Origin of the sequence: Pseudomonas atagonensis (assembly GCF_011369485.1) — a bacterium.
GTDB classification, from domain to species: Bacteria; Pseudomonadota; Gammaproteobacteria; order Pseudomonadales; family Pseudomonadaceae; genus Aquipseudomonas; species Aquipseudomonas atagonensis.
On the sequence record NZ_VXCA01000027.1, the window covers coordinates 107,965 to 128,852 of the forward strand.

A 20,888-nucleotide genomic window follows, 5' to 3' on the forward strand; every position below is an offset into this window, starting at 1 on the left:
ACCCTGTGGCGAGGGGATAAATCCCCTCGCCACAGGAGTTTTACTTAGCTTTCGGGGTCTTTGCCGACTTCGTATTCACGCAGCTTGTTGGCAATGGTGGTATGGGAAACCCCAAGCCGCTTGCCCAACTGGCGGCTGCTCGGATGCTCGGAATACAGCCGCTCCAGCACCGCTTTCTCGAAGCGCCCGACAATCTCGTCCAGCCCGCCCTCCAGGGAAAAATCGCCAAGCGGCTGACGCACGCCGTAGTCCGGCAAACGGATGTGCTCGGCCTTGACCGTGCCGCCGTCGCACAGCGAAACCGCCTGAAACAACACGTTCTCCAGTTGGCGCACATTGCCTGGCCAGTGGTAATGACTGAGCCGGTCCATCGCCGCCGGCGCCAGTTTCGGCAGTGCGCAACCGATCTGCCGACTGGCCTGATCGAGGAAGTGCTCCACCAGCGGCGTCAACCCGTCGAGGCATTCGCGCAGCGGTGGAATGTGCAGCGAAAGCACATTCAAACGGTGATACAAATCCTGACGAAACTCCCCGCGTGCGCACAATTCGGACAGATCGACCTGGGTCGCGCAGATCACCCGCACGTCGAGATAAACCTCCTCGTCACTGCCGACCCGACGAAAGCAACCGTCCTGCAGAAAACGCAGCAATTTCACCTGCAAACGCGGACTCATTTCGCCGACGCCATCGAGAAACAACGTGCCGCCCGCCGTCAATTCCAGCAGCCCGAGCTTGCCTTCGGCCCGTGCACCTTCGAACGCTCCCGGGCCGTAGCCAAACAGTTCGGTTTCGGCCATCGACTCTGGCAGCCCCGCGCAATTAAGCGCCATCAGCGGCGACTGCCCACGCGGGCTGGCGAGGTGGCAGGCCCGGGCGAGCAATTCCTTGCCGGTGCCGGTTTCGCCTTCGATCAACAGCGGCGCATCAAGCGGCGCCATGCGCCGCGCTTCGCGCACCACGGCCGCCATCACTTTCGAGCTCTGGAAGATGCTGTCGAAGCCCCGCAATTCCTGTTTGCGCACGTTATAGATGCGTTCGCCGACGCGGTCGGCGCGATGCAATGTCAGTACAGCACCGGCCATGGCTTCGCTGTCGTCATGCTCCGATTGCAGCGGCGCGATGTCAGCCAGAAAGATGTCGCCCTTGACCTTGACGCGCATGCCGTTGATTCGCGATTTGTTGGCGCGCACCAGTTCCGGCAAATCGAAATCCTCGGCATAACGCGACAGCGGAATCCCCGGCACTTCATCGACCCGCACGCCGAGCAATTGCGCCGCCGCACGGTTGGCCGCAACGATCGAGCCGCCCATGTCGATCGACAGCACCGGAAACTCCAGGGCACCGAGCAGAGCATTCAGCTCCATATGCCGGCGCTCGCTGGGCATCAGTCCTACGCGCTTGACGCCGAATACCCCGGCAATCGCCTCGAATTTCGGGCGAAGGGCCTGGAACTGGATGTTGATCAGGTTCGGGCAATGCAGATAAATCGCGTTGCCATGCTCGCCACCGACCTCGCCGCGCGCGACGTTGATCCCGTACTCCACCAACAGATTGAGGATGTCGCGCAGGATGCCGATGCGGTTCTGGCAATGGACTTTGATACGCATATAAAAGGCCCGAAAGGGTGGAATTGAACACAACTCCTGTAGGAGCGGACTTGCTCGCGAAAGGGTAGTGTCAGTCGACAAACTTTTAACTGAAACACCGCTTTCGCGAGCACGCCCGCTCCCACAGGGACTCACTTCGACCTGAAATTTCTGCAGGGGCGCAAAGATAGTCGTCAAGATTATGTGACACCTATCCGCTATTTCAAACCCGAAAATCTCCGCAATCGCGAACCCGAAGCCATTCCGTAACGAATACTTTACGAATCTTCGAGATTTTTCCTACACGGAATGCGCACAAGAGGCTGCACAGCGCCCTGCTCTGCGGTAAATCTGACTCCATCGCTGGACATAACAAGAACGAATTCCCCTAGCAGGAGAGCAGTATGAAGCAGACGCAATACGTGGCTCGCGAGCCCGATGCGCAAGGTTTTATCGACTACCCCGCCGAAGAACATGCGGTGTGGAACACGCTGATCACTCGCCAACTGAAAGTGATCGAAGGGCGTGCCTGCCAGGAGTACCTGGACGGTATCGAAAAACTCGGTCTGCCCCACGACCGCATTCCGCAACTCGGCGAGATCAACAAGGTGCTCGGTGAGACCACCGGGTGGCAGGTCGCCCGCGTCCCGGCGCTGATCCCCTTCCAGACCTTTTTCGAACTGCTGGCCAGCAAGCAGTTTCCGGTGGCCACGTTTATTCGTACCCGTGAAGAACTGGACTACCTGCAAGAGCCAGACATTTTCCACGAGATCTTTGGTCACTGCCCTTTGCTGACCAACCCGTGGTTCGCTGAATTCACCCACACCTACGGCAAGCTCGGCCTGCAGGCGACCAAGGAAGAACGCGTGTACCTGGCGCGCCTGTACTGGATGACCATCGAGTTCGGTCTGGTCGACACCCCGCAAGGCAAACGCATTTACGGCGGCGGCATTCTGTCTTCGCCGAAAGAAACCGTTTACTCGCTGTCGGACGAGCCCGAGCATCAGGTCTTCGACCCGCTGGAAGCCATGCGCACGCCGTACCGCATCGACATTCTGCAACCGCTGTATTTTGTCCTGCCCAACCTCAAGCGCCTGTTCGACGTGGCCCATGAAGACATCATGGCCATGGTCAGACAAGGCATGCAGCTGGGTCTGCACGCGCCAAAATTTCCGCCAAAACCCAAAGCGGCGTGAACCGCAGCTTTTGCTGACACGTGAGCCTGTCAGTGAGCGCCACTTTGGTTTAGCGTGGCGGCATTGACGACCGTTAAAACTTCTATAAAAAAAACACACCCGATTTCAGGAAACACACCATGTCCACTTTGAACCAAGCCCATTGCGAAGCGTGCCGTGCCGATGCCCCTCAGGTCAGCGATGAAGAACTGCCGATCCTGATCAAGCAGATCCCTGACTGGAACATCGAAGTGCGTGACAGCATCATGCAGCTGGAAAAAGTCTTCCTGTTCAAGAACTTCAAGCACGCGCTGGCCTTCACCAACGCCGTCGGCGAGATCTCCGAGGCCGAAGGTCATCACCCGGGCCTGCTCACCGAGTGGGGCAAAGTCACCGTGACCTGGTGGAGCCACTCGATCAAAGGCCTGCACCGCAACGACTTCATCATGGCCGCGCGCACTGACGAAGTGGCCAAGACCGCAGAAGGACGCAAGTAATGCACTTCGACGCCATCGGCCGGGTGCCCGGCGACCCGATCCTCGGTTTGATGGAGGCTTATGCGCAGGACGCTAACCCGCGCAAATTCGACCTCGGCGTTGGCGTCTACAAGGACGCCCAGGGTCTGACGCCGATTCCCGAGGCGGTGAAAATCGCCGAAGCGCGTCTGGTCGAAAGCCAGGACACCAAGACCTACATCGGTGGCCACGGCAATCCACTGTTCGGCAAGGTCATCAACGAGTTGGTGCTCGGCGCCGACTCGAAGCTGATCACCGAACAACGTGCCGGCGCTACCCAAACGCCGGGCGGCACCGGCGCCCTGCGCCTGGCCGCTGATTTCATCGCACAATGCCTGCCGGGCAAAGGTGTGTGGTTGAGCAATCCGACCTGGCCGATCCACGAAACCATTTTCGCGGCGGCCGGGGTCAAGGTCAGTCATTACCCGTATGTGGGCAGCGACAACCGTCTCGACGTCGATGCGATGCTCGCTGTGCTCAATGAAGTGCCGAAAGGCGATGTGGTGCTGCTGCATGCGTGCTGCCACAACCCGACCGGTTTTGACTTGAGTCACGACGACTGGCAGCGCGTGCTCGATGTGGTGCGTCGCCGTGACTTGCTGCCGCTGATCGACTTTGCCTATCAGGGCTTTGGCGATGGGCTGGATCAGGACGCATGGTCGACCCGACTGTTCGCCGCTGAGGTGCCAGAGCTGCTCATCACCAGCTCCTGCTCGAAGAACTTCGGCCTGTACCGCGACCGCACCGGTGCCCTGATCGTCTGCGCGAAAACCGCTGACAAGCTCATCGACATCCGCAGCCAACTGGCCAACATCGCCCGCAACCTGTGGTCGACGCCACCGGATCACGGTGCGGCGGTTGTCGCGACCATCCTCGCCGACCCGGAGCTGAAGCGCCGCTGGGCCGATGAAGTGGAAACCATGCGCCTGCGCATCGCCCAGTTGCGCAGCGGTCTGGTGGAAGCGCTGGAGCCGCACGGTTTGCGCGAACGTTTTGCGCACATCGGCGTGCAACGCGGGATGTTCTCCTACACCGGTCTGTCGCCTGAGCAGGTGAAACAACTGCGCGAGCATCACAGCGTGTACATGGTCAGCTCGGGCCGGGCCAACGTCGCCGGCATCGATGCCACGCGCCTGGATCTGCTGGCCGACGCCATCGCCAACGTCTGCAAGTAACAGCGCTCCCACATTTGCATCCTCGGTGATCTTTTGTTTTTGCCCTCCCCCTGCGGCCATCTGTCGCATTAATTTGAATTAAAAGTCTGATTGTCATTTTTCCTGCTGTATCCTGCGCAGGCTTTTTCAGAAGCGCGGATCTACCAGATCTATCAACAGACTTAGCGAGGAGCGCAACCATGCACGAGATTCCTAATCTCCCCTTCCCAAGCCTGCACGTACCTGAGCAGACGACCACGCAACAAGCCGGCGCGGCGCAGCCCGAGCCGAAAGAAGCCGTTGAGAGCCGTCCGGCCGACAGCGAAGAGTAAAACCCGCCGTACAGACCGTGTGGAAAGCGCTAACATGCGCTTTCCACACTGCCTGAAATCCCGAGCCCGCCATGACCGACGAATTCTCCGAAAGCCAAGCTGCCGTTTTGATCGGCGCCACCGAGAAAATGATCGAGATCTGGAACCGGCTCTCCCCCGAGAAACAGGCCGCCCTGCTCGCCCGTTTCGGCAGCGAGGAAAATGCCCTCGCCGCCCTGGTCACCACGCAACTGGTGGCGCCGGCCAAGTCTTGATTCTGCCCTCCGGCAAATAGTTTTACTTTTCCCCGCCCCTGACACGTCCGCGCCGGTATCATAAGCAGCCTATCTAATCCTGCTTTCCTGTGGATCGTTGCCCATGTCGTTCTCCAAGTCAGAGCCCCAGCGCCCCCTGGCAGTCACGCTGCAAGTCGTTTCCATCGTCCTGTTCACCTTCATCGGCTACCTGAACATCGGCATTCCGCTCGCGGTACTGCCGGGTTACGTCCACAGCGACCTCGGTTTCGGCGCAGTCATCGCCGGGCTGGTTATCAGCGTGCAATACCTCGCCACCCTCCTCAGCCGTCCGTACGCCGGCAAGATCATCGACAACAAGGGCAGCAAACTGGCAGTGATGTACGGCCTCGCCGGTTGCGGTTTGAGCGGTGTGTTCATGCTGATTTCGGCGTGGACGCCGAACTTGCCGATGCTCAGCCTGATCAGTCTGTTGATCGGCCGACTGGTGCTGGGCAGCGCGGAAAGCCTGGTCGGTTCCGGATCGATCGGCTGGGGCATCGGCCGCGTCGGTGCGGCCAACACCGCCAAAGTGATCTCGTGGAACGGCATCGCCAGTTACGGCGCACTGGCGGTCGGCGCGCCTTTTGGCGTGTGGCTGGTCGGCCGGTTGGGTTTGTGGAGCATGGGCGTCAGCATCATCTTGCTGGCGATGCTCGGTCTGGCACTGGCGTGGCCGAAAACCGCAGCGCCGATTGTCGCCGGAGAGCGACTGCCATTCATGCACGTCCTCGGGCGAGTCTTCCCGCACGGTTGCGGACTGGCGCTGGGCTCGATCGGCTTCGGCACTATCGCGACCTTCATCACCCTGTATTACGCCACTCAACACTGGGACAACGCCGTGCTGTGCCTGAGCCTGTTCGGCGCCAGCTTCATCGGTGCGCGGCTGTTGTTCGGCAACCTGATCAACCGCCTCGGCGGCTTCCGCGTGGCGATTGCCTGCCTGTCAGTGGAGACGCTGGGCTTGTTGCTGCTGTGGCTGGCGCCCGACGCACACTGGGCGCTCGCCGGTGCGGCACTCAGTGGTTTTGGTTTTTCGCTGGTGTTCCCGGCGCTGGGCGTAGAGGCGGTTAACCTCGTGCCAGCCTCCAGCCGTGGCGCGGCGGTTGGCGCCTATTCGCTGTTCATTGACTTGTCGCTGGGGATTACCGGGCCATTGGCCGGAGCGATTGCGGCGGGATTCGGTTTTGCTTCGATCTTCCTGTTCGCTGCGCTGGCATCACTGAGCGGACTGGCCCTGAGCGTCTATCTGTACAAGCACACGGCCAAGTACCGCGAAGACTAGAAGTCCACCTTGCCACGCCCGGCCTTGATGCTGCCGCGCTTGGTCTTCGATTCGAGCCGGCGCTTCTTTGAACCGAGGGTCGGTTTGGTCGGGCGCCGTTTCTTTTCGACTTTGGTGGCGCTGAGGATCAACTCGACCAGACGCTCCAGGGCATCGGCGCGATTGGCTTCCTGCGTGCGGTACTGCTGAGCCTTGATGATCAGCACGCCCTCACTGGTAATGCGACTGTCACGCAGCGCCAGCAACCGTTCCTTGTAGAACTCGGGCAACGACGAAGCCGCAATGTCGAAGCGCAGGTGCACGGCACTGGAGACCTTGTTGACGTTCTGCCCGCCGGCGCCTTGCGCGCGGATGGCCGTCAGTTCGATCTCGGCATCCGGCAGATGCACATTGTTGGAAATCACCAGCATGGAAAAGCGTCCGTATTCAGAACGCGCAGGATACCGCGAATCGACAAAAAACCCGGCACTTGGCCGGGTTTGTTGTTTTTGCTTGCGGTATTACTTCGCGGTCGCCGGCACTGCAGGCTGCGCGCTGCGCTTGTTCTTGATCACGTAGCAAACCCACATGAACACGACCCACACCGGAATCGCGTACACCGAGATCTGGATGCCAGGGATCAGCAGCATCACGCCGAGAATGAATGCGACGAAGGCCAGGCAGATGTAGTTGCCGTATGGATACCACAGAGCCTTGAACAGCGGCGTCTGTCTGGTCTTGTTCATGTGCTGACGGAACTTGAAGTGCGAGAAGCTGATCATCGCCCAGTTGATCACCAGCGTCGCCACAACCAGCGACATCAGCAGTTCCAGCGCGTGCTGCGGGATCAGGTAGTTGAGCAGCACGGCCACCAGCGTTACCGCTGCGGACGCGAGGATCGAACGAACCGGCACGCCGCGCTTGTCGATCTTCGCCAGACCTTTCGGCGCATCGCCCTGCTCGGCCATACCCAGCAGCATGCGGCTGTTGCAGTAGGTGCCGCTGTTGTAAACCGACAGCGCTGCCGTCAGAACCACGAAGTTGAGGATGTGCGCGGCGGTGCTGCTGCCGAGCATCGAGAACACTTGCACGAACGGGCTGCCGCTGTAGGAGTCGCCGGACGCATTGAGGGTTTCCAGCAGGCTGTCCCAAGGGGTCAGCGACAGCAGGATCACCAAGGCGCCGATGTAGAAAATCAGGATCCGGTAGATCACCTGATTGATCGCTTTCGGGATCACGGTTTTCGGCTTGTCGGCTTCGGCTGCGGTGAAACCGAGCATTTCCAGACCGCCGAAGGAGAACATGATGATCGCCATGGCCATCACCAGGCCGCTGACGCCGTTGGGGAAGAAGCCGCCGTGGGACCACAGATTGCTGACCGAGGCTTGCGGGCCGCCGTGGCCGCTGACCAGCAGATAGCTGCCCAAGGCAATCATGCCGACAATTGCCACAACCTTGATGATCGCGAACCAGAATTCGGCTTCACCGAAGACTTTGACGTTGGCCAGGTTGATCGCGTTGATCAGCACGAAGAACGCGGCAGCGGTGACCCAGCTCGGGATCTCCGGCGCCCAGTAGTGAATGTATTTGCCGACCGCAGTCAGCTCGGACATGCCGACCAGGATGTACAGGATCCAGCAGTTCCAGCCCGACAGGAAACCGGCGAAGCCGCCCCAGTACTTGTGCGCGAAATGGCTGAAGGAACCGGCCACCGGCTCTTCGACGATCATCTCGCCGAGTTGGCGCATGATCATGAAGGCGATGAAGCCGCAGATGGCATAGCCGAGGATCATCGACGGGCCGGCGGATTTCAGTACCCCGGCCGAGCCGAGGAACAATCCGGTACCGATCGCGCCACCGAGGGCGATCAGTTGAATGTGGCGATTTTTCAGGCCGCGTTTCAGCTCGCCTGATTGCGAGGGTTGTCCACTCATGAAAAAGGTCTCACGCAAGGTTTGATGATGTTCAGTAGACGTTGCTGCAAGGTTGCGATTTCAGCCAACCCTGATCAAACCCCAGCGCAAGCACCAGGAATTCAGCTTTTTTACAACGGTCATGCGTCACCTGTTTGTTTTTATCTGTGACGAAATCGAACCCGACACGCTTGTGACGCGGCGGAGTGAACAAGGCGGATAGCCTTGAGATTTGCGCGATTACGCAGAGGGTCACAGTTAAAACGCGGCGCATTGTACACCGCTAACCCCCTGCTGCCAGACCCCGCTGGATCAGCGTGGCGGTTGCCGGGATTGCGTGTGTCCGCCTCGAGAAGCCCGGGCGGCTGCAAAAAATGAGTCAGGCCTTTGCAGGCCATCGGCGGGGTCGCTGGAAAAACCGACCCACGGAGAGAAGTGGAGATCAGTCACGGCGTTCATTGCGCCTCCTTCTTGTTATGCACCTGCACGACAGGCATGGGGCGCATCTCACCCTTCAAACGCCTCTGAAACAAGCGCGCCAGAGCCTCCCAAGGCGCCCACGCCACGGGCGTTCGGCAGCTTTTCCTTACAGCGCTCACGTGCGGATTGATTCACTGGGTTTTATCGGCTTTTTCGTAAACAAATCTTTACGAGGCGTAACGCAAACTTTCCGTTTCAGAAATTTCTGACAGACGTCTGCAAATTGACGGTAGCTAGCTTGCTATCGAAAAAGATCGCTTAGTTTTCTGTTTTTAAATAAGAAACTTCATTCAAAAAAACAGAATAAAAAGTCTATTTAAAAATTAAATAAATAATTTTTTGCACATTAAAAGTCCCTGAACTAGGTTCTTCACGTCTTGCCGGCCACCTCGACCGGTCAGTCACAACCGTGAAAGTCATCTAGGAGATCGACCATGCAAGCACTGGAAAAAGACGTGGATACCGAACTGCAACTGGACGAGTGGTTTGAAGCACCGACCCATGAGGCCGCCGTGGAAATGATGCAAGCCGACGCGGTCGTGCCGTTCGGCACGGCGATGTGGCCTCTGTAAGACACCCCGGGCAGGCACGATCCGGCCGGTCGTGCCTGCCGCTTTCTTCACGGTCAGTCAGGGAGGACTCATGGATAAGCCCCGCGCGATCTCGCATTTCCTTTACTACCTGGAACATCACCCCGCCCTCGCCGGCCTCGATTCGGCGAAGATCCTGCTCGGCCACACCGCTGATTACGAAGCCTTGACCGGCGCCATCGCCGAACAGGCCGGCGATCACCCACGTTTTCGGTTCAGCGCCCGACGCCTGGATCTGGAAAGCAACGCAGCGCTGACATCGGCCATCACCGACAGCGATCTGTACATTTTCTTCTACGACTCTTCCACCCTGCCCAACCCGCGTCCCGACGGCCCGGAGTTCGTTCGTGCCTTGCAGGCGGTCATGGCGGAAAACTGGAAGAAGTCGCTGCTGTTCAAGGATTACGGAGACTACTTCTACGACACGTTCAGCGTCACCCCGCAGCGCATCGCGGGGCTGAACAGCCACTTGATCCAGCGCATGTCACAAGCGACGACCCTGAGCTTCAAGGACGATCACGGCTCTTGGTTTGAAACGCCGCTGAGCAGCATCAAGAAATGGACCGACATCAACGGTGTCGGCAACTTCGACCTGGCCCCCGGCGAAATCGCCACTCACAGTGAAGCGATCAATGGCCATGTGAAGTTCAAGGGCACCTTCCTCAGCACCATTCCGTTTGCGCGCAAGTACGGCGTGCTGGAGTCGCCGCTGGAGTTGTGGATCGAGAACTCGACCATCAGCCGCATCGCCACGGAGGTGCCGGGACTGGAGCACGATTTCAACAAGTACCTGGACGCCAATCCTTCAAACCGGCGCATCGAGGAATTGGGGATTGGCACCAACGAAGGCGTGAAGAATTTGTACGCGCGCAATGCCGGGTTCGAGGAACGGCATTGCGGGCTGCATCTCGGGCTTGGCGGTGGGGCCAAGGGCAGTCATCACCTGGATCTGATCTTCTCTGGCGGGGTGTTGGCGCTGGATGACAAGCCGGTGTTTGATGGGCGTTTTGTGTTCTAGCCTGAAATTTCTTTATTGAGGCTACCGGCCTCTTCGCGAGCAAGACCGCTCCCACAGGGGATTTGTGTACGACACCGATCCAACGCGGGAGCGGGCTTGCTCGCGAAGAGCCCCTGAAAGACACCACAACCTTTTTAGGTGAGACGAAAAAAAACGCCAACCCTGCGGTTGGCGTTTTTTCAGCTGCGGCTAAACCTGATTACTCAGGCTTCTTGCGACCAAACCCCGGACGCTGGCCGGAACCGGCCGGTGCGCCGCGACGCTTGCCCGATGGCTTATCGCCGTCGACCAGTTTGATCCCCGGACGCTTCGGCGCAGGCTTGGCCGGACGCTTGTTGGTGGTGTCCGCCGGACGATCCGCCACTGGCGTGCCACGACCGGCAGGTGCACCGCGCTCGCCACGCTCAGTGCGACCGTTGGCCGGACGCGGAGCGCGCTCGCCGTCACGGGTAACTGGCTTGCGGGCTGGGCGCTCGCCTTCGATCTGCGGCTCACGCCCCGGACGCGGGCCAGTTGGCGCGCCAGCCGCGGGACGCAAGGTACGCACGCGCTCGGTCTTGGCCATCGGCCGCGACGATTTGCGCTGCATGCGCTCCAGCTTGTCTTTGCTCTTGGCGTTCAGTTGCGGCATCGCCACTGGGGTCAGACCCACTTCAGCGCTGAGGATGTCGACTTCGTACTGGCTCATTTCGCGCCAGCGGCCCATCGGCAGGTCAGAATTGAGGAACACTGGACCGAAACGCACGCGTTTCAGACGGCTGACCACCAGACCTTGCGATTCCCAGAGGCGACGAACCTCACGGTTACGGCCTTCCATCACCACGCAGTGATACCAGTGGTTGAAGCCTTCGCCACCCGGCGCCTGCTTGATGTCGGTGAACTTGGCCGGGCCGTCTTCCAGCACGACGCCGGCCTTCAGGCGCTCGATCATTTCGTCATCGACTTCACCGCGTACACGCACGGCGTACTCGCGGTCCATCTCGTAGGACGGGTGCATCAGGCGGTTGGCCAATTCACCGTCGGTGGTGAACATCAGCAAACCGGTGGTGTTGATGTCGAGACGACCGATGTTGATCCAGCGCCCTTCTTTCGGACGCGGCAGCTTGTCGAACACGGTCGGACGGCCTTCCGGGTCGTCACGGGTGCAGATCTCGCCATCGGGTTTGTTGTACATGATCACGCGGCGCACCGATTCGGCAGCCTCTTCGCGCTTGATCACCTTGCCATCAATGGTGATGGCGTCGTGCATGTCGACGCGCAGACCGAGGGTGGCGTCTTTGCCATTGACCTTGATCCGGCCCTGGCTGATCCAGGATTCCACGTCACGGCGCGAGCCGACGCCGATACGGGCGAGGACTTTCTGCAGCTTTTCGCCTGCTGGGCCGATTTCCTGGTCGTCTTTCTGATTGATGTCACTCATCTGGGCACCTCCCGGTGTGGTCTGTTCAGGCGCTCTGAATTGGACGCCTGAAGCATTGAAATCTGGGTTCCTGGCCGAAGGGATCGGCGAAGGGTCGCGAATCATACGCGGATGTGGGCCATCGCGCATCAGAGAGTAGTTGATCGTTGTGCAGTTATTTCTTTTTCCGCCGACCGGCGCTGCCCAGTTTGATCAGGCGCAACGCGGCTTCAGCCAGCACCGTGCGCTTGTCGTCCTTGTCGATTTTTTTCCAAGCCTTGATCTCGCGCTTGCTGCGGCCGCAACCGAGGCAGATGTCGTCGGTGAACTTGCAGACGCTGATGCAGGGGTCTTTTGTCGAGCTCATCAGCTTCTCCTGGCTGGACGTAGATCCAAATGTGGGAGCGGGCTTGCTCGCGAATGTGGTGTGTCAGGCGACCTCTCTAGTGCCTGTCACTCCGTCTTCGCGAGCAAGCCCGCTCCCACAGGAATCAACAGTGATCTTGAATACCGTATCAGTCTTCAAACTCGCGGCGTTCGGCTTCAATGGCTTCGGCCAGCGCACGCGCCTCGGCTTCTTCTTCGCTCAGCTCCGGTTCGGTCTCTGGCGCCGGTTGTTCAAGGGCGGCGATGGCGGCCAACAGCTTCTCGCGGGCTTCGGCGACGCCGAGGATGTCCTCTTCCGGTTCGGCTTCAGGCTCGGCTTCAAGTTCAACTTCAATCGCCGGCTCGTCGGCCTCGACTTCAGGCTCGGTCGGCGGTGCTTCACTGTCGTCCGCCTCAGCATCGGCCGCATCACGCAACAAATCGTCGAAGTCGGTCTTGATCCCCTCCTCCATGCTGTCCAGTTCCAGCAGCAAGGAGTGGAAACTCGTCTCTTCCTTCTCTTCCTCCGGCTCAGCGCTGGCGTCGGCCAACTCCTGCAAGCTTTGCGGCACGGGCGCGTCGTCGAAGTCGAGCACCGGGTCGGCCTCCATCTCGCGCAGCTCGGCCAGCGGCGGCAGGTCTTCGAGATTCTTCAGGTTGAAGTGATCGAGAAAGGCCTTGGTGGTCGCGAACATGGCCGGTTTGCCCGGCACGTCGCGGTAGCCGACGATGCGGATCCACTCGCGCTCGATCAGGGTTTTGACGATGTTGCTGTTGACCGCCACACCGCGCACGTCCTCGATCTCGCCACGAGTGATCGGCTGGCGGTAGGCAATCAGCGCGATGGTTTCCAGCAAGGCGCGGGAATAGCGCTGCGGACGCTCTTCCCACAGACGCCCGACCCACGGCGAAAACTTCTCGCGGATCTGCAAGCGATAACCCGACGAGACTTCCTTGAGCTCGAACGCGCGGCCCTCGCAGGACTTGCCCAACAGGGTCAGGGCTTTCTTGAAGACTGCCGGCTCAGGCCGTTCGCCCTCTTCGAACAGTTCGAAAAGGCGTTCAAGGGATTGCGGTTTTCCCGAGGCCAACAGAAAGGCTTCAAGCAGGGGGGCCAGCTCGCGGGGTTCAGTCAGGTTCATGTTTCGACTCGTTATTCGGCTCGGGCTCGCACGTGGATCGCGGCGAACGGCTCATTCTGCACCAGCTCGACCAAGGATTCCTTGACCAGTTCAAGGATCGCCATAAAGGTCACCACCACACCGAGGCGGCCTTCTTCGGCAGTGAACAGCTCGACGAACGGCACGAAACCGCCGCCCTTGAGCCGTTCCAGTACATCGCTCATACGCTCGCGGGTCGACAGCGCCTCACGGCTGACCTGGTGGCTTTCAAACATGTCGCCACGGCGCAGCACTTCGGCCATGCACATCAAAATCTCTTCCAGCGCCACATCGGGCAACAGCTTGCGCGCGCGGGCTTCCGGGGCGTCGAGCTTGGGCACGACGACGTCGCGGCCAACCCGGCTCAAGCCATCGATACCCTCGGCAGCAGCCTTGAAGCGTTCGTATTCCTGCAAGCGGCGGATCAGTTCGGCGCGCGGGTCGTCTTCTTCGTCTTCGACGGTTTCGGCGCGCGGCAGGAGCATGCGCGACTTGATCTCGGCAAGCATCGCGGCCATCACCAGATACTCGGCGGCCAATTCCAGACGCACCGACTGCATCAACTCGACATACCCCATGTACTGGCGGGTGATTTCCGCCACCGGGATGTCGAGGATGTTGATGTTCTGTTTACGGATCAGGTAGAGCAGCAGGTCGAGCGGGCCTTCGAAGGCTTCAAGAAAGACCTCCAGCGCATCCGGCGGAATGTACAGGTCGAGCGGCATTTCCATGACCGCCTGGCCATAGACCATGGCGAACGGCAGCTCCTGCTGAGCGCCGGCCTGGGGATCGACAACGGTTTCCACTGCGGACATTCAGGCCTCGACCATGAACGGTGCCGGATCGCCACAACCGACGCGGATCACTTCCGGATCGTCGCCGGTCAGGTCGATCACGGTGGAGGCTTTGATGCCGCCGAACCCGCCGTCGATGATCAAGTCCACTTGATGCTCAAGCAATTGACGCATTTCATAGGGATCGCTTAGCGGGTCTTCATCGCCCGGCATGATCAGCGTCACGCTCATCAAGGGCTCGCCCAGCTCGGCCAATAACGCCAGCGCAATCGGATGGCTCGGCACGCGCAGGCCGATGGTGCGCTTCTTCGGATGCAGAAGCAGACGCGGCACTTCGCGGGTGGCATTGAGAATAAAGGTGTAAGGGCCCGGCAGGTGCGCCTTGAGAATGCGGAAGGTGCCGGTGTCGATCTTGGCGTAATTGCCCAGTTGCGACAGGTCGCTGCAGATGAGCGCGAAGTTGTGCTTTTCGTCGAGCTGGCGCAAACGGCGAACGCGCTCGATGGCCGTCTTGTCGCCGATCTGGCAACCGATGGCGTAGGAAGAGTCCGTGGGATAAATCACCACCCCGCCCTTGCGGATGATCTCGACCGCCTGTTTGATCAGGCGCGCTTGCGGGTTTTCCGGATGTATCTGGAAAAATTGACTCACATTCTCTACCTGTTCAGACGGCGGCAATAACTGTGTCATGTTTGAACCGACACCACAGGGGTGGAAGGTCCTCGGGAACCGGCCGGTACTGGCCGATCTCGGACCAGCCGCCAGGGCCATGGAAGTCACTGCCGGCGCTGACCAGCAGACCGAACTCACGGGCAAGGATTGCCAGGCTGCCGACCTGTTCCGCAGGCTGATGGCCATTGACCACCTCGATCGCATGCCCGCCTGCTTGAATATAGTCGGCAATCAGCTTTCGGCGCTTGCTGCGGGTGAAATCGTAGTGCCACGGATGCGCCAGACTGACCCAGGCACCCGCAGCGCGCAGTGTGCCGACGGTGTCTTCCAGGGTCGGCCAGTGTTGCTTGACGTCACCGAGCTTGCCGGCGCCGAGCCATTTGCGAAAAGCCTCGGCGCGATCCTTGACGAAACCTTCACGCACCATCCAGTCGGCAAAATGCGGACGGGCCGGCGCGTTGCCGCTATCGCCCAGTTCCTGCTGAATCTCCCGGGCGCCATCGAGGGCACCGGGCATGCCTTTGAGGGCGAGTTTGCGGCTTATTTCTTCCGACCGCAGCCAGCGGCCATCGTGCAATTTGGCGATGGCCTCGACCAGTGGCGCGGCGTTGACGTCGAAACCGTAGCCCAACACATGGATGGTTGCTCCGCCCCAGGTGCAGGACAGTTCGACGCCGTTGACCAGTTGCATGCCCAACGCGTTGGCGGCCGTGCGCGCTTCGGCGAGGCCTTCGAGGGTGTCGTGGTCGGTCAATGCCAGGACTCGCACGCCGTTCTCGAACGCACGCGCAACCAGAACCGCAGGCGCCAAGGCGCCATCGGAGGCCGTGCTGTGGCAGTGCAAATCTACATTCACGGAGAGTTGTAACCTCAAATCAGCTGGCGCTATCGCGCGCCCATATGTTTGTTATTATGCCGCCACATCCAGCTTCTGGCTCTCACTGTGAAACAATTCATCGATTTCATCCCGCTTCTGCTGTTTTTCATCGTTTACAAACTTGATCCACGGGTCGTCGACATCGCTGGCCATGAAGTGACTGTAGGCGGTATTTACAGCGCCACCGCGATGCTGATCATCAGTTCCCTGGTGGTTTATGGCGCGTTGTTCATCAAGCAGCGCAAGCTGGAAAAGAGCCAGTGGCTGACGCTGATCGCCTGCCTGGTCTTCGGCAGCCTGACGCTGGCCTTCCACAGCGAGACCTTCCTGAAATGGAAAGCCCCGGTGGTCAACTGGCTGTTCGCTGCCGCCTTCATCGGCAGCCACTTCATCGGTGACCGCCTGCTGATCAAACGCATCATGGGCCATGCGCTGACCTTGCCGGATCCGGTCTGGACTCGCCTGAACATCGCCTGGATCGCTTTTTTCCTGTTCTGCGGGGCCGCCAACCTGTTCGTCGCCTTCACCTTCCAGAGCATCTGGGTGGACTTCAAGGTGTTCGGCAGCCTGGGCATGACCGTGCTGTTCCTGGTCGCACAGGGCATTTACCTGTCCCGTCACCTGCACGACGCCGATACCACAACACCAAAAACCGAGGACTGACATGCTTTACGCCATCATTGCCACCGACGTCGCCAACTCTCTGGAAGCCCGCCTGGCCGCCCGCCCTGCGCACCTGGAGCGCCTGCAAGCGCTCAAGGGCGAAGGCCGCATCGTATTGGCCGGCCCGCACCCGGCCGTCGACAGCAATGATCCGGGCGCAGCGGGTTTCACCGGCAGCCTGATCGTCGCCGAGTTCGACTCCCTGAGCGCCGCACAGGCCTGGGCCGATGCCGATCCGTACATTGCCGCTGGTGTGTACGCCAATGTAATCGTCAAGCCGTTCAAGCAAGTCCTCCCTTAAACAAATTTGCAGTGTGGCGAGGGGTTTATGTGGCGAGGGGATTTATCCCCGTTGGGTGGCGAAGCCGCCCCAAAACCATCCAATGCGGTGTGCCTGACACACCGCATACTCCCATTTCAGGACTGCTACGCAGCCCAACGGGGCGGTGCGACGGTTCGCTAAATCCCCTCGCCACAGAATATCGATCAGCCACAAAATATCTGTCAGCCACCAATATCCCCTCCCGAGCACTGAACCTTCCCGATTCCCACCGCTCTCAATCGCTCATTATTCTCGTTTGCCTGCCGACAACCTGCCCAATATCCATTTGGAAGCAGGAGTCGCGATGCGCAAGGGTCCGTTGTGTCTGATGTTGGTCACGTTGTCGATCATGGCGCCCGCCCATGGTGAAGAATCCACCGAGGGCGGCAGCTCCACGCCGTTGTCGCTGAGTGCCGGCAGCCAGATCACCGAGCTGCAGCAACGCCTAAAAGCCAGTGAACAGCAGCGGGAAGAACTGAGCAAACAGCTGCAAAACGCCGACAACACACGCGAAAGCGCTCAGTTGGCCCGGTTGCGCCAAGAGAACCAGCGCCTCAAGCTGCAACTCAAGGAAGCCCAGGCCAGCCCGCTGCCGCGACTGTTGACCGAGCAACAGCAATGGTTCGTCACCGGCGCCGGGGTAGCGCTATTGGCGCTGCTCTGCGGTATCTTTGCCAGTGGTGCAAGCCGAAAACGTCGGCAATGGTTAAATTGAGTGAGTCATGAGCGAGCTGTTACTGATTGATGATGACCAGGAGTTGTGTGAACTCCTGAGCAGTTGGCTGAGCCAGGAAGGCTTCCAGGTACGCGCTTGCCACGATGGCCAGAGTGCGCGCAAGGCACTGGCCGAAACCGCTCCGGCGGCGGTGGTGCTGGACGTGATGTTGCCCGACGGCAGCGGTCTGGAACTGCTCAAGCAACTGCGCAACGATCACGCCGACCTGCCGGTGCTGATGCTCTCGGCACGCGGCGAGCCGCTGGATCGTATCCTCGGCCTGGAACTGGGCGCCGACGATTACCTGGCCAAACCTTGCGATCCCCGTGAACTGACCGCTCGTTTGCGCGCCGTGCTGCGCCGCAGCCATCCGGCCGCCGTGTCGACGCAGCTGGAGCTGGGCGACCTGAGCTTCAGTCCGGTGCGCGGCGTGGTCAGCATCGATGAGAAAGAACTGACCCTGACCGTTTCCGAAAGCCGTCTGCTCGAAGCCCTGCTCAAGCAACCCGGCGAGCCGCTGGACAAACAGGAACTGGCGCAGATCGCCCTCGGCCGCAAGCTGACCCTGTACGACCGCAGCCTCGACATGCACGTGAGCAACCTGCGCAAAAAAATCGGCCCCCACCCCGACGGTCGCCCGCGTATCGTCGCCCTGCGCAGCCGTGGCTACTACTACAGCCTCTGATCGTCTGTAAGTTTTGTCAGGTCGGCGCGAAAGCGTGTTTACCCAAGCTTTACACAGCGCTGACCGCCGCTGACCTTGATCTCCGTAATCTGAACTCATCCGGAACGTACCGGGAACGAGACAAGGAGATACACCATGCGCAAGACTCTTATCGCTCTGATGTTCGCTGCCGCTCTGCCAACCGTCGCCATGGCCATGCCGCAAGATGGCGGCCCGATGGGTGGCCCGATGGATGGCGCTCGCCACGGCGGTCAGATGCACGGCATGCACGGCAAAGGCCCGTACAGCCAACTCGACCTGTCCCGCGAACAGCGCGATCAGATCCGCAAGATCATGGGCGAGCAGATGCACGAGCGTAAGCAAGTGGTCGACAAGTACCTGGAAAAACTCTCGCCGGCTGACCAGAAAGCCATGAAGGACGAGATGGCGGCCAACCACAAGAAAGCCGAATCCGATGTCCGCGCTGTGCTGAAACCGGATCAACAGAAGAAATTCGACGAGATCCAGAAGAAACAGGCCGAACGCCGCGCCGAATGGGCCGAGTTCAAGGCGTGGAAAGCGCAACAGCCGCAAAAAGCGCAATAATGCAGTAACCCCGAACCCGACGGCCAACGCCGTCGGGTTTGCCTTTGTGGCGAGGGGATTTATCCCCGTTCGGCTGCGGAGCAGTCGCCAAATCATTGCATGCGATATTTCTGATGTTTCTCAATCGCAGGTTTTGGGGTCGCTGCGCGACCCAACGGGGATAAATCCCCTCGCCACAGGAGCCCCATTCCAACATGGGCTTTTATGTTTGATTGAGGATTTTCCGTGCGTTCACTGTTCTGGCGTATTCTCGCGAGCTTCTGGCTGGCCATTGCTCTCGTGGCAGGGCTTTCGATTCTGCTGGGGCACATGCTCAATCAGGACGCGTGGATCCTCAGCCGCCATCCAGGTCTCAACAGCCTCGCCGCCGAATGGACGCAAACCTACGAAGCCCAGGGCGAAGACGCCGCGCAGGACATCCTCCAGCAGCGCAAACGCCAGTACCACATCGACGTTCAGGTGCTGAACGAGAGCGGTGATCCGGTGGTGCGCGGCACCTTTCCGCGTCGCGCGGCAGCCTTCGAAGCACGGCAGAACAACGATGACCGGCGCCTGCCCTGGCGGCGTCTGACCGACGAGTTCACCAGCGAAAAAACCGGCGACACCTACCTGTTCATCTACCGCATCCCGCACCCGGAACTCGACGCCTGGCACCGCGAAAGCCTGCTCTGGCCGTTGAGCGCACTGGGTATCGCGCTGGTGGTGCTGACCCTGTTCAGTCTGTTGGTGACGCTGTCCATCACCCGCCCGCTCAGCCGTTTGCGCGGCGCGGTGCACGACCTGGGGCAAACCACTTACCAGCAGAACAGCCTGGCGAAACTGGCCAACCGGCGTGACGAATTTGGCGTGCTGGCGACCGACTTCAACCGCATGGGCGCTCGCCTGCAGAGCCTGATCGGCAGTCAGCGTCAGTTGCTGCGCGACGTATCCCACGAACTGCGCTCGCCGCTGGCGCGACTGCGCATCGCGCTGGCGCTGGCCGAACGGGCCAACCCCGAAGAGCGCGAAAAACTCTGGCCACGCCTGACCCGCGAGTGTGATCGGCTGGAAGCGTTGATCAGTGAAATCCTCGTGCTGGCGCGCGTCGACGCCGATAACGCCAGCGCTGAAGAGGTTGATCTGAACGCGCTGCTCGGCACCTTGCAGAAGGACGCGAAACTCGGTTCACCTGAGCAGAACGTGCACCTGGACGCCGAACAGCACCTACGCCTCAAGGGTTGGCCGACCATGATTGAGCGCGCCATCGACAACCTGCTGCGCAACGCTCAACGCTTCAACCCTGAAGGTCAGGCCATTGAAATGCAGGCTTCGCGTCAGGGCGAAAAAATTGTCGTGAGTGTGCGCGACCATGGGCCAGGGGTGCAGGCCGAACATTTGCGTCAGTTGGGTGAGCCGTTCTATCGGGCGCCGGGGCAGACAGCGGCTGGGCATGGTCTGGGCCTGGCGATTGCGCGGCGAGCGGCGGAGCGGCATGGCGGCAGTCTGACGCTGGCCAATCATCCGCAGGGCGGGTTTATTGCCAGCCTCGAATTGCCGCTGGTGCCGGGCGCCATCGTCCAGCCGTAAAACAAATGTGGGGGGGTCTTGCTCTCGAAGGCAGTGTGTCAGGCAACACAATGATGTCTGATACGCCGCTTTCGGGAGCAAGCCCCCTCCCACAGGGACATCAAAATGTCAGGCTTTGCCGGGCCAGGCGCTGACGAACTCGGCCAGATCAACTTTCTCTGCCACACGCGGCTCCTTCTGCGGCGTGCCGAGGTACAGAAACGCGATCACTTCCTCACCTTCCGCCAGGCCCAGGCCTTTGGCCACGTGGCTGGAATACGCCAGATCACCCGTGCGCCACACGGCACCAATTCCCTGCGCATACGCCGCGAGCAAAATCCCGTGGGCCGCACACCCGGCTGCGAGCAACTGCTCGGCTTTGGGGTATTTAACGTGTTCCTGCAATTTAGCGATGACCACCACCACCAGCGGCGCCCGCAGCGGGCCGTTGCGCGCCTTGTCGATCATCGCTTCAGTGACTTCGCCTTCCTGCATCTGTGCAGCCTCGGCCAGCAACTCGCCCATTTGCTCGCGCGCGGCACCTTCCACGGTCAAAAAGCGGTACGGCTGCAAGTGGCCGTGATCCGGCGCGCGCAACGCTGCGCCAAACAGGGCTTCGCGCTGCTCGGCAGTGGGGGCCGGTTCGACCAGACGTGGAACGGAAACACGGTTGAGCAAAGCGTCGAGAGCCTGCATCGGCCACCTCCTGAGAAAAATGTGCGGCTATTCTAGCGGTATCTCCGCCGGGATGGCGGTTTACATGCCCTGCCCCACGGGTAGAATGGCGCCCTTCCCACATCAGCCCG

General features: G+C 60.3%; 24 protein-coding genes. 14 read left to right on the forward strand and 10 right to left on the reverse strand.

All coding sequences use genetic code 11. The features are described 5' to 3' along the window. Positions 1-44 precede the first annotated feature (44 nt). Complete coding sequence (locus F2P67_RS19280; RefSeq protein WP_166222485.1) at positions 45-1,607, reverse strand: sigma-54-dependent transcriptional regulator; 1,563 nt, start codon at positions 1,605-1,607, stop codon at positions 45-47. 383 nt (positions 1,608-1,990) lie between these two features. Here F2P67_RS19280 and phhA point away from each other — a divergent pair, with 383 nt between their 5' ends. From phhA to F2P67_RS19305, 6 genes are all read left to right on the forward strand, one after another. Beyond that, positions 1,991-2,782 carry a phenylalanine 4-monooxygenase gene (phhA, locus tag F2P67_RS19285; protein WP_064390827.1) on the forward strand — a complete coding sequence of 264 codons (792 nt, stop codon included), beginning with the start codon at positions 1,991-1,993 and terminating at the stop codon, positions 2,780-2,782. 119 nt (positions 2,783-2,901) lie between these two features. Next, the gene (locus F2P67_RS19290) at positions 2,902-3,258 is read left to right on the forward strand and encodes a 4a-hydroxytetrahydrobiopterin dehydratase (RefSeq protein WP_003222798.1); all 357 of its coding nucleotides are present in this window, start codon (positions 2,902-2,904) and stop codon (positions 3,256-3,258) included. After that, the gene (locus F2P67_RS19295) at positions 3,258-4,451 is read left to right on the forward strand and encodes an amino acid aminotransferase (RefSeq protein ID WP_166222487.1); all 1,194 of its coding nucleotides are present in this window, start codon (positions 3,258-3,260) and stop codon (positions 4,449-4,451) included. Before F2P67_RS19290 ends, F2P67_RS19295 begins: the two co-directional genes overlap by 1 nt. Positions 4,452-4,630: 179 nt before the next feature. After that, entirely contained in the window at positions 4,631-4,762 is a 132-nt protein-coding gene (locus tag F2P67_RS27940; RefSeq protein WP_281355931.1) for a hypothetical protein, read from the forward strand. Positions 4,763-4,833: 71 nt separating this feature from the next. Next, positions 4,834-5,016, forward strand: a complete 183-nt coding sequence (locus F2P67_RS19300; RefSeq protein WP_025113527.1) for a hypothetical protein — start codon at positions 4,834-4,836, stop codon at positions 5,014-5,016. A gap of 103 nt (positions 5,017-5,119) precedes the next feature. Continuing rightward, entirely contained in the window at positions 5,120-6,319 is a 1,200-nt protein-coding gene (locus F2P67_RS19305; protein ID WP_166222489.1) for an MFS transporter, read from the forward strand. Here F2P67_RS19305 and arfB read toward each other — a convergent pair. Together arfB and F2P67_RS19315 are read right to left on the reverse strand one after the other, a co-directional pair. Next, entirely contained in the window at positions 6,316-6,729 is a 414-nt protein-coding gene (gene arfB / locus F2P67_RS19310; RefSeq protein WP_166222491.1) for an alternative ribosome rescue aminoacyl-tRNA hydrolase ArfB, read from the reverse strand. The genes F2P67_RS19305 and arfB overlap by 4 nt on opposite strands. A 90-nt stretch (positions 6,730-6,819) precedes the next feature. After that, the gene (locus F2P67_RS19315; protein WP_166222493.1) at positions 6,820-8,232 is read right to left on the reverse strand and encodes an amino acid permease; all 1,413 of its coding nucleotides are present in this window, start codon (positions 8,230-8,232) and stop codon (positions 6,820-6,822) included. 893 nt (positions 8,233-9,125) lie between these two features. Between F2P67_RS19315 and F2P67_RS19320 the strand changes: the two genes are divergently transcribed. Both F2P67_RS19320 and F2P67_RS19325 read left to right on the forward strand, forming a co-directional pair. Beyond that, positions 9,126-9,263 carry a hypothetical protein gene (locus F2P67_RS19320; RefSeq protein ID WP_166222495.1) on the forward strand — a complete coding sequence of 46 codons (138 nt, stop codon included), beginning with the start codon at positions 9,126-9,128 and terminating at the stop codon, positions 9,261-9,263. Between the two features lie 70 nt (positions 9,264-9,333). Further along, entirely contained in the window at positions 9,334-10,299 is a 966-nt protein-coding gene (locus F2P67_RS19325) for a M29 family metallopeptidase (protein ID WP_166222497.1), read from the forward strand. Positions 10,300-10,498: 199 nt separating this feature from the next. Here F2P67_RS19325 and rluB read toward each other — a convergent pair whose 3' ends face one another. From rluB to F2P67_RS19355, 6 genes are all read right to left on the reverse strand, one after another. After that, complete coding sequence (rluB, locus tag F2P67_RS19330) at positions 10,499-11,719, reverse strand: 23S rRNA pseudouridine(2605) synthase RluB (protein WP_166222499.1); 1,221 nt, start codon at positions 11,717-11,719, stop codon at positions 10,499-10,501. Positions 11,720-11,873: 154 nt separating this feature from the next. After that, positions 11,874-12,065 carry a DUF1289 domain-containing protein gene (locus F2P67_RS19335; protein ID WP_166222501.1) on the reverse strand — a complete coding sequence of 64 codons (192 nt, stop codon included), beginning with the start codon at positions 12,063-12,065 and terminating at the stop codon, positions 11,874-11,876. Positions 12,066-12,213: 148 nt separating this feature from the next. Continuing rightward, on the reverse strand, positions 12,214-13,206 hold the full coding sequence (gene scpB / locus F2P67_RS19340) for an SMC-Scp complex subunit ScpB (RefSeq protein WP_166222503.1): 993 nt from the start codon (positions 13,204-13,206) through the stop codon (positions 12,214-12,216). 11 nt (positions 13,207-13,217) lie between these two features. Then, complete coding sequence (locus F2P67_RS19345) at positions 13,218-13,916, reverse strand: segregation and condensation protein A (RefSeq protein WP_177431432.1); 699 nt, start codon at positions 13,914-13,916, stop codon at positions 13,218-13,220. 123 nt (positions 13,917-14,039) lie between these two features. Further along, positions 14,040-14,669, reverse strand: a complete 630-nt coding sequence (locus tag F2P67_RS19350; RefSeq protein WP_007966016.1) for an L-threonylcarbamoyladenylate synthase — start codon at positions 14,667-14,669, stop codon at positions 14,040-14,042. Positions 14,670-14,682: 13 nt separating this feature from the next. Continuing rightward, positions 14,683-15,546, reverse strand: a complete 864-nt coding sequence (locus tag F2P67_RS19355; protein WP_166222505.1) for a PHP domain-containing protein — start codon at positions 15,544-15,546, stop codon at positions 14,683-14,685. Between the two features lie 87 nt (positions 15,547-15,633). On the opposite strand from F2P67_RS19355, the gene F2P67_RS19360 reads away from it, so the two are divergent. The 6 genes from F2P67_RS19360 (at position 15,634) to F2P67_RS19385 (ending at position 20,103) form a co-directional block, all read left to right on the forward strand. Next, on the forward strand, positions 15,634-16,230 hold the full coding sequence (locus tag F2P67_RS19360; protein ID WP_166222507.1) for a septation protein A: 597 nt from the start codon (positions 15,634-15,636) through the stop codon (positions 16,228-16,230). A 1-nt stretch (position 16,231) separates the two neighbouring features. Continuing rightward, entirely contained in the window at positions 16,232-16,531 is a 300-nt protein-coding gene (locus tag F2P67_RS19365) for a YciI family protein (protein WP_016987935.1), read from the forward strand. A gap of 325 nt (positions 16,532-16,856) precedes the next feature. After that, positions 16,857-17,267 carry an SH3 domain-containing protein gene (locus F2P67_RS19370; protein ID WP_166222509.1) on the forward strand — a complete coding sequence of 137 codons (411 nt, stop codon included), beginning with the start codon at positions 16,857-16,859 and terminating at the stop codon, positions 17,265-17,267. 7 nt (positions 17,268-17,274) lie between these two features. Next, positions 17,275-17,952, forward strand: a complete 678-nt coding sequence (locus F2P67_RS19375; RefSeq protein WP_053118261.1) for a response regulator transcription factor — start codon at positions 17,275-17,277, stop codon at positions 17,950-17,952. A gap of 135 nt (positions 17,953-18,087) precedes the next feature. After that, a complete protein-coding gene (locus F2P67_RS19380; RefSeq protein ID WP_166222511.1) occupies positions 18,088-18,537 on the forward strand; it encodes a Spy/CpxP family protein refolding chaperone in 450 nt (149 codons plus the stop codon). A gap of 225 nt (positions 18,538-18,762) precedes the next feature. Beyond that, positions 18,763-20,103, forward strand: a complete 1,341-nt coding sequence (locus F2P67_RS19385) for an ATP-binding protein (protein ID WP_166222513.1) — start codon at positions 18,763-18,765, stop codon at positions 20,101-20,103. A 108-nt stretch (positions 20,104-20,211) separates the two neighbouring features. On the opposite strand, the gene F2P67_RS19390 is transcribed toward F2P67_RS19385, so the two are convergent. Beyond that, complete coding sequence (locus tag F2P67_RS19390) at positions 20,212-20,778, reverse strand: nitroreductase family protein (protein ID WP_166222515.1); 567 nt, start codon at positions 20,776-20,778, stop codon at positions 20,212-20,214. Between the last annotated feature and the right edge of the window lie 110 nt (positions 20,779-20,888).

What these genes read in the sequence shown, in the direction of transcription:
- F2P67_RS19390 (WP_166222515.1), bottom strand. Translation starts at nt 20,778, where the DNA reads ATGCAGGCTCTCGACGCTTTGCTCAACCGTGTTTCCGTTCCACGTCTG.
- F2P67_RS19375 (WP_053118261.1), top strand. Translation starts at nt 17,275, where the DNA reads ATGAGCGAGCTGTTACTGATTGATGATGACCAGGAGTTGTGTGAACTC.
- F2P67_RS19315 (WP_166222493.1), bottom strand. Translation starts at nt 8,232, where the DNA reads ATGAGTGGACAACCCTCGCAATCAGGCGAGCTGAAACGCGGCCTGAAA.
- F2P67_RS19325 (WP_166222497.1), top strand. Translation starts at nt 9,334, where the DNA reads ATGGATAAGCCCCGCGCGATCTCGCATTTCCTTTACTACCTGGAACAT.
- F2P67_RS27940 (WP_281355931.1), top strand. Translation starts at nt 4,631, where the DNA reads ATGCACGAGATTCCTAATCTCCCCTTCCCAAGCCTGCACGTACCTGAG.
- F2P67_RS19365 (WP_016987935.1), top strand. Translation starts at nt 16,232, where the DNA reads ATGCTTTACGCCATCATTGCCACCGACGTCGCCAACTCTCTGGAAGCC.
- F2P67_RS19320 (WP_166222495.1), top strand. Translation starts at nt 9,126, where the DNA reads ATGCAAGCACTGGAAAAAGACGTGGATACCGAACTGCAACTGGACGAG.
- F2P67_RS19305 (WP_166222489.1), top strand. Translation starts at nt 5,120, where the DNA reads ATGTCGTTCTCCAAGTCAGAGCCCCAGCGCCCCCTGGCAGTCACGCTG.
- F2P67_RS19370 (WP_166222509.1), top strand. Translation starts at nt 16,857, where the DNA reads ATGCGCAAGGGTCCGTTGTGTCTGATGTTGGTCACGTTGTCGATCATG.
- F2P67_RS19295 (WP_166222487.1), top strand. Translation starts at nt 3,258, where the DNA reads ATGCACTTCGACGCCATCGGCCGGGTGCCCGGCGACCCGATCCTCGGT.
- F2P67_RS19380 (WP_166222511.1), top strand. Translation starts at nt 18,088, where the DNA reads ATGCGCAAGACTCTTATCGCTCTGATGTTCGCTGCCGCTCTGCCAACC.
- F2P67_RS19290 (WP_003222798.1), top strand. Translation starts at nt 2,902, where the DNA reads ATGTCCACTTTGAACCAAGCCCATTGCGAAGCGTGCCGTGCCGATGCC.
- scpB (WP_166222503.1), bottom strand. Translation starts at nt 13,206, where the DNA reads ATGAACCTGACTGAACCCCGCGAGCTGGCCCCCCTGCTTGAAGCCTTT.
- F2P67_RS19335 (WP_166222501.1), bottom strand. Translation starts at nt 12,065, where the DNA reads ATGAGCTCGACAAAAGACCCCTGCATCAGCGTCTGCAAGTTCACCGAC.
- F2P67_RS19280 (WP_166222485.1), bottom strand. Translation starts at nt 1,607, where the DNA reads ATGCGTATCAAAGTCCATTGCCAGAACCGCATCGGCATCCTGCGCGAC.
- phhA (WP_064390827.1), top strand. Translation starts at nt 1,991, where the DNA reads ATGAAGCAGACGCAATACGTGGCTCGCGAGCCCGATGCGCAAGGTTTT.
- rluB (WP_166222499.1), bottom strand. Translation starts at nt 11,719, where the DNA reads ATGAGTGACATCAATCAGAAAGACGACCAGGAAATCGGCCCAGCAGGC.
- arfB (WP_166222491.1), bottom strand. Translation starts at nt 6,729, where the DNA reads ATGCTGGTGATTTCCAACAATGTGCATCTGCCGGATGCCGAGATCGAA.
- F2P67_RS19300 (WP_025113527.1), top strand. Translation starts at nt 4,834, where the DNA reads ATGACCGACGAATTCTCCGAAAGCCAAGCTGCCGTTTTGATCGGCGCC.